This is a genomic window from Desulfitibacter sp. BRH_c19, assembly GCA_001515945.1.
Lineage (GTDB): Bacteria > Bacillota > DSM-16504 > Desulfitibacterales > Desulfitibacteraceae > Desulfitibacter.
Map to the genome: position 1 here is coordinate 36,050 of LOER01000003.1, position 12,496 is coordinate 48,545.

Consider the following 12,496-nt stretch of genomic DNA (forward strand, 5'->3'; position numbering starts at 1 on the left):
ACAAAATGTTACAGGTATTAACTCTTGAAGAATTGCAATCACTAATGAATCAAAAAAGAAACGATGAAGAAAAATTCACTTCTTATGTGGAAGCTATTCTTCGCGAAATAAGGAGTAGTGGCATAGAAGCAGTTCTTAGGTATACAGAACGGTTTGATGGGATTAAGCTAACAAAAGAACAATTAAAGGTTTCAGAAAAAGAATTTGCCGCTGCCTATCAGCAAGTTGATCAGGATTATATAGAAACCATAAATATGGCTGCAGATAGAATTCGTGAGTTTCATGAAAAGCAGAAAAGGGTTTCATGGCTTGAAAAAGATAAGGATGGAAATATGTTAGGGCAGATGTATAAGCCAATTGAAAGGGTTGGAATCTATGTTCCTGGAGGAACTGCTGCTTACCCATCATCAGTTTTAATGAATGCTATACCAGCTTTAGTGGCAGGTGTACAAGATATCATTATGGTAACGCCACCTGCAAAGGATGGAACGGTTAACCCTTATACATTGGTAGCTGCTAAAGAAATTGGAGTTACTGCTGTTTATAAAGTAGGAGGAGCACAGGCTATTGGTTTTCTTGCTTATGGGGACAAAGATATTGCTCCTGTACACAAGATAACAGGACCAGGTAATATTTTTGTAACACTTGCTAAGAAGCTTGTATATGGGGTTGTTGACATTGATATGTTGGCAGGGCCAAGTGAAATATTAATTATTGCTGACGAAAATGCAAATCCGCGATATGTTGCCGCTGACCTTTTGTCTCAGGCAGAGCATGATACATTGGCATCATCAATCCTTGTTACGTCAAGTGAAATATTAGTACAAAAAGTTCAAGATGAGTTAGCAACTCAGCTACAAAAACTATCTCGTAGGGAAATAGCTAAAAGATCATTAAAGGACTATGGAGCTGTAATTCTTACTAAAGATATAAATGAAGCCATTTATATTTCTAATTCTTATGCTCCTGAACACCTGGAATTATTAGTTGATAACCCCTTGGATTTACTGCCTAAAATAAAAAATGCTGGAGCAATATTTTTAGGGGCAAATAGTCCTGAACCTGTTGGAGATTATTTCGCTGGGCCAAACCATATACTTCCTACAGGTGGTACTGCAAGGTTTTACTCACCTGTTTCGGTAGATACATTTATGAAAAAAAGTAGTATCATCTACTATACTGAAGATAATCTAAAAAAATGGGGCCCAAAAATAATTGATCTGGCGCAAATTGAAGGATTAGATGCTCATGCCAATTCAGTCAAAGTTAGATTAGAATAGAGGTGAAGCGTGATGCGAAAAGGCTGTATAGAAAGGGTAACCGGAGAAACAAATATTAAAATCAAAACTTGTATAGAAGGCAATGGAATATTTACAGGAACTTCAGGTATAGGTTTTTTTGACCACATGTTAGAGCTTTTTGCAAAACATAGTGGGTGTGACCTTGATGTAGAAGCTAGTGGCGATATTCATGTTGACTATCACCACTTGGTAGAAGATTTAGGAATATGTATAGGTAAGAGCATCAAAGAGGCATTAGCAGACAAAAAAGGAATAAAAAGATACGGAATGAGCTATGTTCCAATGGATGAAGCTCTGATAAGAGTTGTTGTTGACTTTAGTGGAAGACCTTATCTAGCTTATCGTGTACATGACATAAAAGATAGGGTGGGTGTATTTGATACAGAGCTGGTTGAAGAATTCCTACGTGCCCTTACATTAAATGGTGGCATAACTATTCATGTGGATAAAATATCTGGACATAATACACATCACATCATTGAAGGAATATTCAAGGCGTTAGCCCGTAGTATGTCTGCAGGCTGGCAGTTAGATGCAAATCCCGATTCTGTTTTATCAACTAAGGGAATTCTAGAGTAGGTGGGTAAATATGATTGAGATAATAGATTACGGTATGGGTAACTTAAGAAGTGTACAAAAAAGCTTGGAAGGCATCGGCTACAAAGCCGCAATTACCTCTAATCCTGAAAGGATAGCAAGAGCTAATGGTGTTATCCTACCTGGAGTTGGAGCTTTTGCTGATGCTATAGATAATCTTAAAACTAGTGGAATGATTGAAGCAATTCGAGAAGTAGTTAAAAATGGCAAACCACTTTTGGGCATCTGCCTTGGAATGCAGTTACTAATGTCAAGTAGTGAGGAGAATGGTTTATATCAGGGTTTGGATTTGATAGATGGAGAGGTTTTGAAAATTCCTTCAACAGTAAAAGTTCCCCACATGGGTTGGAACTCTCTTGCTATCAATAAAAACCATAGACTGTTATCAGGTATTGAGGAAAACAGTTATTTTTACTTTGTCCATTCCTACTATGTGAATCCTAAAAATAAAGGATATATTGTTGCATCCACCCAATATGGAATTGACTACTGCTCTGTAATAGCCAAAGATAATATAATGGGGGTTCAATTTCACCCTGAAAAGAGCAGTTCGCTAGGACAAATTATTCTTAAAAGTTTTGGGGAGATGATTTAAATTGTTAATATTACCAGCTATAGATTTAAAGGATGGACAATGCGTCCGTTTATATAAAGGAAATATGAATGAGGCGACTGTCTATTCAAAGGAACCAGCAGAAGTAGCTCTAAGGTGGGAGAAAATGGGTGCAAGGTATCTTCACCTTGTTGACCTAGATGGAGCTATTTCAGGATCTCCAAAAAATCTAGAAGCAATTAAAAAGATAATCTCTAATGTTAATATTCCCGTCCAATTAGGGGGAGGAATACGCAGCATTGAAACTATGGAGCATTATTTTAAATTAGGCATTTCTAGACTTATTATCGGAACCGCGGCCTTAAAGAATCCTCAGTTAGTAGAAGCAGCTGTAGACAGATTTGGTGCTGGTGCCATTGTTTTGGGACTAGACAGCAAACTGGGCAATGTGGCAGTAGATGGTTGGGAGACTGTTAGTGAAAAATCTGCAATAGAGTTTGCCTTACAAATGGCAAAACTAGGTATAGAAAGAATTGTCTACACAGATACATTAAGGGACGGTACCCTTGAGGGATTAAACATTGAAGGTATCACAGAAATGGCTGTTAAGACTGGTATCAAGATAATTGCTTCCGGTGGCGTGGCAGGTATTGAAGACGTGACCAAAGTTAAAGAGCTCCAGTCTATAGGAGTGGAAGGATTAATTATTGGAAAAGCTTTGTATACAGGTGACATTAATTTAGAAGAAGCAATAAGTATAGCTGGAGGTCAAAGCTGATGCTGGCAAAAAGAATAATACCCTGTCTTGATGTGAATAAAGGTAGGGTTGTAAAAGGGGTTAACTTTGTTAATTTACAGGATGCTGGGGACCCGGTAGAGTTAGCTGCCCGCTATGATAAAGAGGGGGCGGATGAACTTATATTCTTAGATATTACCGCTTCTAATGAAGAAAGGAATATCATATACGATATAGTCAAAAGGACATCTGAAGAAGTGTTCATTCCATTTACTGTAGGTGGTGGAATTAGGACAATAGAAGATATTAGAAAGCTACTAGCGGCTGGTGCAGATAAGGTTTCTTTAAATACAGCTGCAATAAAAGATGAAAAGCTTGTGGAAACAGCAGCAAAACGCTTTGGAACCCAGTGTGTTGTTGTGGCAGTAGATGCTAGATCTACCGGAAACGGTGACTGGGAGGTCTTTATAAATGGAGGACGCACATCTACTGGTATTAAGGTGTTGGAGTGGGTGAAAAGAGTAGAAAATTTAGGTGCAGGCGAGATACTATTAACAAGTATGGATAGAGATGGTACAAAGGATGGATACGATATTGAACTGACTAGTAAGGTTAGTGATACAGTTAACATTCCTGTCATTGCATCAGGAGGTGCCGGTATCCTAGAACACTTTAGTGAGGCTTTGACAAAGGGAAAAGCTGATGCAGTATTGGCTGCATCCACATTTCATTATGGTACTTATACTATCAATCAAGTAAAGGAATACTTAAAAAGCCAGGGAGTGATAGTCAGGTGAAAAACAATGAGGTGAAAGATATCATAGAGAATCTAAAATTTGATAATAATGGACTTATACCTGCTATTATTAGAGACAAAGTTTCGGGTGAAGTTCTAATGATGGCATATATGAATAAAGAGTCTTTTGCGAAAACCATAGAGACAGGATATACATGGTTTTATAGCAGAAGCAGGAAGGAACTTTGGAACAAGGGGGCCACTTCAGGCAATATACAAAAAATACTAGATATATCCTATGATTGTGATGGGGATTGCTTATTAGTTCAAGTTGAGCAGACAGGCTCAGCATGTCATACAGGAGAGAGAAGCTGTTTCTATAATCATATTATAACCTCAGATCAGAATTTAAATAGCAATCAAGAATTGGGAACTATATTAGAAGCAGTTTATAAGGTTATTCTTGACAGACAACAAAAGAGGCCTGAAAAGTCATATACCACATACCTTTTCACTGAAGGTCAGGATAAAATTTTAAAGAAAATCGGTGAAGAAGCAGCTGAGATAATAATTGCATCAAAAAACAGCAATAATCTGGAAGTTATTTATGAATGCGGCGATTTTATATACCATATGTTAGTACTGCTTGCCTATCATGGAATAACCTTGGATGATTTGGCAGCTGAATTAAATAAAAGACGATAATTGTAAAGCGGCTTCAAGATGAAGTCGCTTTTTTATACATAAATTTGACATTATATAGCTGAATAATGTTTTAGTTACTAATTGAAACTAACAATATAGAAGAAAGGAGGTGAAATTATTGATAAAAGAACATCATTCAATTAGTTCATGTGTGTCCCATTGTAAAGGTACCCTTAGTGATATCAAAGAAATATCAGAAGTAGCATTTGATCCAAGAGCTAAGGATGAACTTAATAAAGCACTCTATTCTATGGATACATGTATTAAACAGTGCCAGGCAGCTTTATCAAATTCAAGATCATAATACAATGATACAAGAAAGGAGTTAATAATATGCCATTAAGTCAAACACAAGCTATTCGATCATGTATAGATATGTGTCAAGGTACACAGAACTCTATACGGATATTAGCTGATACTGCACAAAATCAAAGTGTTAGAGATGAGTTAAACAAGGCATTTTTGACTATAGATGACTGTATAAAACAATGTCAAAGTGCTAGCTCATATCTTTCGTAATTTATCCTCTTGATTCATTAAAACCAGGGGTTTCCCTTGGTTTTACTTTTTCCATTAAACCTCAAATATTTCATTTACCACTATCTCTAGCCTTCAAAAGAATAAGAAAAATATAAGGTGTAAGACTTCCGGCTTTTTTGCTGTTTTTATAGACCTTTCCAGCGGTATAGCGTGTCTATCTCTATATTAAAATTATCCAATATCCGTCCTATAGTTTGATTTACTAAATCATCCAATGAATTAGGATTTGTATAGAAAGCTGGTACAGGTGGGGCAATTGTTACCCCTATTTTGCATAGCTTTAACATATTTTCCAAATGGACTGCATTTAGTGGGGTCTCACGTACCATCAATATAAGATTTCTCTTTTCTTTTATTGCTACATCTGCTGCACGGATTATTAAATCATCTGTATACCCATTAGCTATTCCAGCTAGAGTTTTCATGCTACAGGGCGCTACTATCATTCCATCACATTTAAAAGAACCACTAGATATGGCAGCAGCCAAGTTATCTTCATGGTAATGAAAATCAGCCATGGCTATTAAGTCATCTATTGTAAACTCCGTTTCAGTTTCTATAGTTACTCTACCCCACTTACTTATAACAAGGTGGGTTTCAACATCTGCCTTTTCCATTAAAGCCTGTAAAATCCTTATTCCATAAATTGCTCCTGTTGCACCAGTTATTCCTATAATTAATTTCATGATTAATGTCTCCTCACATTTACTTTTTCCCATTTAATTGTTCTATGATTAGGGGAATAATTTGAGTTCCATACCATTTAAACTTTTCTATAACTTGTGTGGTAGCCTTATCTATATGTATTCCAGCAGTTACTACTGTTGTCTCCTTAAAGTGCTTACATATTTCTTCTGCTATCGGTAGGGCAATTTCATCGTCTTTGTGACCTAGGATGTTTAGCACAGAGGTAGTGCAGCTTGTACTACCATCCCCTGTTAAACTAGATCGAGGTTGACTTATGACCGTAGTACCTATGTGTGTTTTTTTGCCTCCCCCAATATAAATATTAATCCCATCTTGAGTTTTTACAATAGTACCTTTTAAACACAGAGTTCCTTCACCAATACTAACATGAAATGTTGAATACATTCAATAATCCTCCAATAAAAGTGAAATTTCTAGGTTTACTGCAATATTATTATAGCTTAAGACTTTGACTTTGTGTCAATCTATGGGTAATTATTTAAAAACATAATTTATATCATATTTTTAATATTATACTTGATTTTTTTGCCGTATCCAATTAAAATCTACTTAAGTGAATATTTCCAATAAGTGCCTCATCTTTTTGAGGATAATAGGGAATCAGGTGAAAATCCTGTACGGTCCCGCCACTGTTAGCGAGGAGCGACTTATCATATAACCACTGTTTTCTGGTCCAATGGATTAGGGAAATGGGAAGGAGATAGGGAGCATTGATTTGCGAGTCAGGAAACCTGCTTGTTGGTACTGATTGTTTACTCTCTAGGAAAGAGTGATAATTTGAGAATGATGGTAAAGTTCTCAGTCTTGTTTAAGGCTGAGAACTTTTTTTTAATGTGTTCTAGGAAGGAGTGGTGGTGTGTTTCAGATAGGGATAGATATGGGCGGTACGTTTACAGATTTTATGGTTATAAATGAAGGAGACGTTAGAATAGTCAAAGTTGCATCAAACAAAGATAATCCCATTGCTACAGTTATCAATGGTTTGGAATTGATAGCAGAAGGCTATTATCTTACCTTGGAGGAGTTTTTGCCAAGGATTAACCGTTTTGTACATGGTAATACAGTAGCTATTAACGCTCTTATTCAAAGAAAAGGGGTAAAAACTGCACTAATTGCTACTGCTGGATTTAATGATGCTTTAGAGATGAGGCGTTCTAAGTTAAATAATCAATGGGATTTCTTTGCCCCAATTCCGCCAGTTCTAGTTCCTCGCTATTTGCGTTTTAATCTGAAGGAAAGAATTGATTATAGTGGCAAGGTTATTCAAGCGCTGGACAAAGAGAATTTAGAGCAAATAGTAGATAAAATAAATGCTGAAAAAGTAGAAGCGGTAGCTGTTTGCCTGTTGTTTTCTTTTTTAAATTCTTCCCATGAAGTATTTGTAAAAGCATACCTGGAAAAAGTGCTGCCTGAAGTATTTGTATCCATTTCCAGCGAAGTGGCACCAAAGCTTGGAGAATATGAGAGGACTTCTACTACGGTGCTGAATGCTTATCTTACACCACTAGTGTCCAATTATTTGAATGAGTTGACATCGATACTTCAAACTAAGGGGTTAATGTGCGATATTCATTTGGTACAGAATAATGGAGGCTTAACTGATATATCTCTTGCCAAACAGTTCGGAGTAAAAGGACTTTTTTCAGGGCCAGCGGCAGGGAGTAGTGGTGCCAGGGCACTGGCTAAAGAATTAAAAGAACCTAATTTAGTTTTAGTAGATATGGGAGGAACCAGCTTTGACGTAAGCTTGATTAAAGACCATTCAATCAAAGTTAATCCTGAAGCTGAGGTGGCAGGCTACCCAATCAATCTACCTCTGATAGACATCAACTCAGTAGGTATTGGTGGCGGCAGTATTGCTTCTGTGGATACTAGCATGAGGCTTAGTGTGGGACCTGACTCAGCTGAGGCATTTCCAGGACCAGCCTGCTATGATCGGGGAGGAAAAGAACCAACCATTACTGATGCAGCTCTGCTGCTGGGGTTTATTAAACCTAATAGCTTCGGTGGGGGAAGCATGGAAATAAAAAAACAATTAGCTATCCAGGCAATAAAGGAGAAAGTGGCTAATCCTCTCGGCATTAGTGTTGAAGGGGCGGCTTTTGCCATTTATCAAATTGCTGAGGCTAAAATGGTAGATGCAGTACATTTAATGACTGTACAAAAGGGATATGACCCTAGAGAATTTATCCTCGGAGCAGTTGGAGGTGCGTCACCTCTCTTTGCAGCTAAAATAGCTCAAGATCTAGGTGTGAAGAAAATTGTTATTCCTGCTTTTGGTGAAGTATTTTGCGCTCAGGGAATGCTGCAATCTCATCTTAAACTGGATATAATGCAAACTTATATACGAAGTCTAGCTAAAATCAATGCATGTGAAATTAATGAGGTTTTAAAAGAATTGAAATCTAAAGCTCAAGGACAGTTGGTTAAACAGGGGGTGGCTCTAGAAAATATTGATTACAGGTTCTTCTTTGAAATGAGGTATACCGATCAGCATCATCAACTGTCAGTTCCCTTTATAGGAGGAAAACTTGATGCTAAAATCATTGATCATTTAATAAGTGAGTTTCATCTGCTTCATGAAAAGTACTATGGATATGCTGAACCAAGTCAAGAATGTTCACTAATAAATATACGCATGGAAGTCTGGGAGAAGGAAGTTGATTACCCCTTTTCGCTTAACAATAACTCTACACTTGATCAGGCACCTGCTCCGATAGAATGCCGTTTAATCTGTTGGAATAATGATTTAACATTTAATAAAATTCCTGTTTACCAATCATTAAGCTTAAAAGCAGGAGTTGAGATTATAGGACCGGCATTAATTGAAAAAACGTACACCACAATCTTTGTCAGTCCTAATTTAAAGGCTCATGCAGACAATAGCTTTAATATTATACTGACGGCAAAGGAGGTGAATTTTAATTGAATGTAGACCAGATTATTCTTCAGTCTGTGATTGCACATCGCTTAGATACAATTTCCCAGGAGATGGGGGTTGCACTTGAGAGGTCATCTCGCTCACCTATCTTTGCTGAAGCCTGTGATTTTGCTTGTGGAGTCTGCAATTATAAGGGTGAGCTTGTTTCCCAGTTAAATGGCATTCCCATTCTAGCTGCTGCTGGCTCATTTAGTGTGCAGGCAGTATTAGAGAAGTACAAGGATAATATATACGAAGGTGATGTCTTCATCGTCAATGACCCTTATTGGGGTGGAAATCATCTGCCTGACATTGGTATTATAACTCCTGTTTTCTACCAGGATGAACTAATATTTTTTACGGTAAGCCGTGCGCACCACGGTGATATAGGTGGATCCGTGGCGGGTAGCTACAACACAAGAGCTACAGAAATATTTCAGGAGGGAATTAGAATCCCTCCCATAAAGCTAGTTAGCCAAAACAGCATAATCCATGAAGTGCTCAATTTAATAAGCTATAACACCAGAAATCCAGAAATGCTAAAAAGTGATCTCTTTGCTCAAATAGGAGCCAATAAAATTGGTCATGACAGATTAAAAGTATTACTTGCTAAATATGGGTTAAAAGATGTAAAGGAATCAGTAAACCAGCTTCTTCAAAAAGCAGAAGATTTGACAAAAGTCGAAATATCTAAATTTCCAACAGGCACCTATATAGGTGAAGAGTGGCTCGATGATGATGGATTTCAGGAAACACCGGTGAAGATTAAGGCTACAGTCACCTTTAAAAATGGCCAGGTTACTATTGATTTTACAGGAACTGACAAACAGGTAACAGGCTTTATCAATAGCTCCCTTGTTACTACTAAAAGTGCAGCATACATAGCACTATTATGGGCACTATCACCGGAGATACCTAGAAACAGCGGGGCATTTCGACCCATTGAAATCTTAGCTCCACCGGGAACAGTAGTTAACCCTGCTGAGCCAGCTCCTGTAACCCTGTCTACTCTTCATTGTGCTAGCGAAATTATCTCTGCTATTTTAAAAGCCTGTGCCAATGCAGTACCTGAGAGAATTCCAGCAGGGTTTGGTCGCTACTGCGGACCTTCTTTCTATGGTGTTGATCCAAGAAATCAAAAGTTTTATGTAGGATTTGCTTTCTGTTGTTTAGGTTCAGGTGGGGGGAAAAAAGGACAAGATGGATTTCCTTATATGGCTCCTATCTCAAATTATGGTGGAGTTCGTGCCCCAAACAATGAAGCTAATGAGGTGCAATATCCCCTGTTAACATTATGCCATCACTTCGAAATGGATACAGCAGGGGCAGGTAAATACAGGGGAGCTCCGGGAGTAAAATACAAGATTCAGTTTTACGGTCCTGATCCTAGTATTGTCATGTTTGGTGATGGAATGAAAATAGCGCCTTATGGCATAGAGGGTGGTAAAGCAGGCAGCCTGAATAGAAATCAATTGTCTACCAAAAAAAATGGGAGTGAATCTCTAGAAAGTAAGTCACCGCCTCGTGCTTTACAGTCAGGAGATACTTTGACTCTTTTATCGTCAGGTGGAGGTGGGTGGGGAAATCCTCATGAAAGGGACCCGCAAATGGTTTACGATGACTATAAAAATGGTTACATAAGCCTTGAGACTGCTTTAAAGGAGTACGGGGTGGCTGTTACAACTGAAGGAATTAATTGGAATGAAACAAAAAAATAGATGAATGGAGTGTTTATTATGAGTCAAGTTATAGCTAATCAAGAAGCAAGAGTAGTCACTAAAAAGTTTAGTAGATTTGATACAAAAGCATTGGTTGGTGCGGTTTTTTTAGGGGTTGTTTTTGTCCTAGTACAACAAATAGCTCACCGGATAGATGCAGTAGTTAACCCAGCTTCTGTAATTATCGGTGGAATAACCTGGGCCACCTTTACCGGGCTAGTAGTCCTTCTTTTCAGACAGCCTGCAGGAGTTATTACTGGTGAAGTTCAGGCTTTTATAGCTGTAGCTACAGGCCTGTCACCATTAGCTCTATTCTTTATACCAGCTAACGGCTTAGGTTCTTTAGCGTATTCCCTAGTTTCTTGGAAATTATCAATGGATAAATGGTCACATCACCTACTAGCTCAGACAGTAACAAATATAGTTGGCAACATCTGTGTAGCAATTGGGCTGCATGTGATTCTTAAACTGCCTATAGCGATAATTCTGGTGTCTTTTAGCATTACTACAATAGCAGGTATTATTGGTGGAACTATCCTTACTAAAATAATTTATGACAATGTGGTGAAATCTGGAGTATTAAACTAAGGAGTGACATTTTATGAATCAAGACTGGAGAGCTTTTTTAGATAGCTTTGAGGTGCAGTTTCCAAGAGAAGTTTTGCGGATTAAGGAGGAACTAAACAGGAAGTATGAGCCAACTGCAATTATTATGGAACTAGAGCGGCAAAAGCGATACCCTCTAGTTCGCTTTGAGAAAGTGTCTGGATCAGAGTTTGGCGTTGTGGCTAATACGATTGCTACTCGCCAGCGGATGGCCATGGCTATAGGAGTTGATGAAAAAGAATTGCCTACAGCTTATGCTGAGCGCATTAAGAGAGCAATTGAGCCTGAGATTATTGAAAACCCAGCATTTAAAGAAAATTGTTTGACTGGCCCTGATTTAGATCTGACCAAGCTGCCGATTTTGACCCATTTTCCAATTGATGCAGGTCCATATATTACAGCGGGATTAGTAACTGCCAAGGATCCGGCTTCCGGTGCTGACACTTGTGGCTACCATAGGATGCAGCTCAAAGGACCTGGCAAGCTAGGGGTAAGCCTACACTCACGGCAACGACTGTGGGAATACCATCGAAGGGCAGAGAAAATGGGGAAAAACCTAGAAGCAGCTGTTGTATTAGGAGTTCATCCAGCGGTTTCTTTAGGTTCAATGGCACTAATTCCCTATGATCAGGGTAAGTTTGCTCGAATGGGAGGCTTGTTGGATGAGCCGTTACAAATTGCTCATTGTACTACTATAGACGTAGAAGTTCCAGCATGGGCAGAAATTGTTATTGAAGGTGAGATTTTAGCAGGAGAACGGGAGCCAGAAGGACCCTTTGCTGAATTTACTAATTACGCATGCTATAGGAGTACTGAGAATATCTTCATACCAAAGGCTATCTATTATCGTACCAACGCTTTATATCAATGCATTACACCGGGAATGTGTGCTGAACACAACACAATTGTAGCTGTCCAGCGAGAGGGAGATGTGCTGAAGGCACTAAAAGAAAATCTACCTAATATCGTCAATGTTCATGCACCTTTATCTGCATGCGGACTATTTCACTGTTATATTTCCATGAAAAAAATTGCTGAGGGGCAACCTATGCAAGCCATTATGACAGCCCTTTCAGTAGATCATAATCTAAAACATGTAGTAGTTGTGGACGAAGATGTAGATGTCTTTAACGAAAGTCAGGTATTATGGGCTATTGCCACTAGAGTCCAGGCAGACCGGGATGTTCATATTATTCCACAACATATGGGAATGGGATGTACCTTAGATCCATCTACTGACGATTTAAGCAGAAGTGCCAAAATGGGAATTAATGCCACTAAACCCCTTGCCAATTTTGCGAGTAGTATTGAGTTCCATCCTGAGGCTAAGAAAAAGGCTCAAGAAATTTTAGGCAACATTGGATATTAGAAAAGGG

The 12,496-nt window shown here is 38.3% G+C and carries 14 protein-coding genes; 12 read left to right on the forward strand and 2 right to left on the reverse strand.

The window, feature by feature from the left end; genetic code table 11:
* Positions 1 to 5: 5 nt before the first annotated feature.
* From APF76_12050 to APF76_12085, 8 genes are all read left to right on the forward strand, one after another.
* Positions 6 to 1,280: a histidinol dehydrogenase gene (locus APF76_12050; protein ID KUO53535.1), complete on the forward strand. Its 1,275-nt coding sequence runs from the start codon at positions 6 to 8 to the stop codon at positions 1,278 to 1,280.
* A gap of 12 nt (positions 1,281 to 1,292) precedes the next feature.
* Complete coding sequence (gene hisB, locus APF76_12055; protein ID KUO53536.1) at positions 1,293 to 1,880, forward strand: imidazoleglycerol-phosphate dehydratase; 588 nt, start codon at positions 1,293 to 1,295, stop codon at positions 1,878 to 1,880.
* A gap of 10 nt (positions 1,881 to 1,890) precedes the next feature.
* The gene (hisH, locus tag APF76_12060) at positions 1,891 to 2,493 is read left to right on the forward strand and encodes an imidazole glycerol phosphate synthase subunit HisH (protein KUO53537.1); all 603 of its coding nucleotides are present in this window, start codon (positions 1,891 to 1,893) and stop codon (positions 2,491 to 2,493) included.
* 1 nt (position 2,494) lies between these two features.
* Positions 2,495 to 3,229 carry a 1-(5-phosphoribosyl)-5-((5-phosphoribosylamino)methylideneamino)imidazole-4-carboxamide isomerase gene (locus tag APF76_12065; protein KUO53538.1) on the forward strand — a complete coding sequence of 245 codons (735 nt, stop codon included), beginning with the start codon at positions 2,495 to 2,497 and terminating at the stop codon, positions 3,227 to 3,229.
* A complete protein-coding gene (locus APF76_12070; GenBank protein KUO53539.1) occupies positions 3,229 to 3,984 on the forward strand; it encodes an imidazole glycerol phosphate synthase cyclase subunit in 756 nt (251 codons plus the stop codon). Before APF76_12065 ends, APF76_12070 begins: the two co-directional genes overlap by 1 nt.
* Before the next feature lie 23 nt (positions 3,985 to 4,007).
* Complete coding sequence (locus APF76_12075) at positions 4,008 to 4,628, forward strand: bifunctional phosphoribosyl-AMP cyclohydrolase/phosphoribosyl-ATP pyrophosphatase (GenBank protein KUO53637.1); 621 nt, start codon at positions 4,008 to 4,010, stop codon at positions 4,626 to 4,628.
* 118 nt (positions 4,629 to 4,746) lie between these two features.
* Positions 4,747 to 4,932, forward strand: a complete 186-nt coding sequence (locus APF76_12080; GenBank protein KUO53540.1) for a hypothetical protein — start codon at positions 4,747 to 4,749, stop codon at positions 4,930 to 4,932.
* A 29-nt stretch (positions 4,933 to 4,961) separates the two neighbouring features.
* On the forward strand, positions 4,962 to 5,147 hold the full coding sequence (locus tag APF76_12085; GenBank protein ID KUO53541.1) for a hypothetical protein: 186 nt from the start codon (positions 4,962 to 4,964) through the stop codon (positions 5,145 to 5,147).
* A gap of 146 nt (positions 5,148 to 5,293) precedes the next feature.
* Here APF76_12085 and APF76_12090 read toward each other — a convergent pair whose 3' ends face one another.
* Together APF76_12090 and APF76_12095 are read right to left on the reverse strand one after the other, a co-directional pair.
* A complete protein-coding gene (locus APF76_12090; protein ID KUO53542.1) occupies positions 5,294 to 5,854 on the reverse strand; it encodes a hypothetical protein in 561 nt (186 codons plus the stop codon).
* Positions 5,855 to 5,873: 19 nt separating this feature from the next.
* Positions 5,874 to 6,260 (reverse strand): hypothetical protein, encoded by a 387-nt coding sequence (locus APF76_12095; GenBank protein ID KUO53543.1) that lies wholly within the window; start codon positions 6,258 to 6,260, stop codon positions 5,874 to 5,876.
* A gap of 472 nt (positions 6,261 to 6,732) precedes the next feature.
* Between APF76_12095 and APF76_12100 the strand changes: the two genes are divergently transcribed.
* From APF76_12100 to APF76_12115, 4 genes are read left to right on the forward strand one after another with little or no spacing between them, the layout of a single operon-like run.
* Positions 6,733 to 8,805, forward strand: coding sequence for a hypothetical protein (locus APF76_12100; GenBank protein ID KUO53544.1), 2,073 nt, complete (start codon positions 6,733 to 6,735; stop codon positions 8,803 to 8,805).
* Entirely contained in the window at positions 8,802 to 10,514 is a 1,713-nt protein-coding gene (locus APF76_12105; protein ID KUO53545.1) for a hydantoinase, read from the forward strand. The genes APF76_12100 and APF76_12105 overlap by 4 nt, the downstream gene beginning before the upstream one ends.
* An 18-nt stretch (positions 10,515 to 10,532) precedes the next feature.
* Entirely contained in the window at positions 10,533 to 11,102 is a 570-nt protein-coding gene (locus APF76_12110; protein KUO53546.1) for a hypothetical protein, read from the forward strand.
* A gap of 13 nt (positions 11,103 to 11,115) precedes the next feature.
* Entirely contained in the window at positions 11,116 to 12,489 is a 1,374-nt protein-coding gene (locus APF76_12115; protein ID KUO53547.1) for a UbiD family decarboxylase, read from the forward strand.
* Positions 12,490 to 12,496 lie beyond the last annotated feature (7 nt).

Coding starts and splice junctions, on each gene's coding strand:
- APF76_12050 (KUO53535.1), top strand. CDS start 6: ATGTTACAGGTATTAACTCTTGAAGAATTGCAATCACTAATGAATCAA.
- hisB (KUO53536.1), top strand. CDS start 1,293: ATGCGAAAAGGCTGTATAGAAAGGGTAACCGGAGAAACAAATATTAAA.
- hisH (KUO53537.1), top strand. CDS start 1,891: ATGATTGAGATAATAGATTACGGTATGGGTAACTTAAGAAGTGTACAA.
- APF76_12070 (KUO53539.1), top strand. CDS start 3,229: ATGCTGGCAAAAAGAATAATACCCTGTCTTGATGTGAATAAAGGTAGG.
- APF76_12085 (KUO53541.1), top strand. CDS start 4,962: ATGCCATTAAGTCAAACACAAGCTATTCGATCATGTATAGATATGTGT.
- APF76_12090 (KUO53542.1), bottom strand. CDS start 5,854: ATGAAATTAATTATAGGAATAACTGGTGCAACAGGAGCAATTTATGGA.
- APF76_12095 (KUO53543.1), bottom strand. CDS start 6,260: ATGTATTCAACATTTCATGTTAGTATTGGTGAAGGAACTCTGTGTTTA.
- APF76_12110 (KUO53546.1), top strand. CDS start 10,533: ATGAGTCAAGTTATAGCTAATCAAGAAGCAAGAGTAGTCACTAAAAAG.
- APF76_12115 (KUO53547.1), top strand. CDS start 11,116: ATGAATCAAGACTGGAGAGCTTTTTTAGATAGCTTTGAGGTGCAGTTT.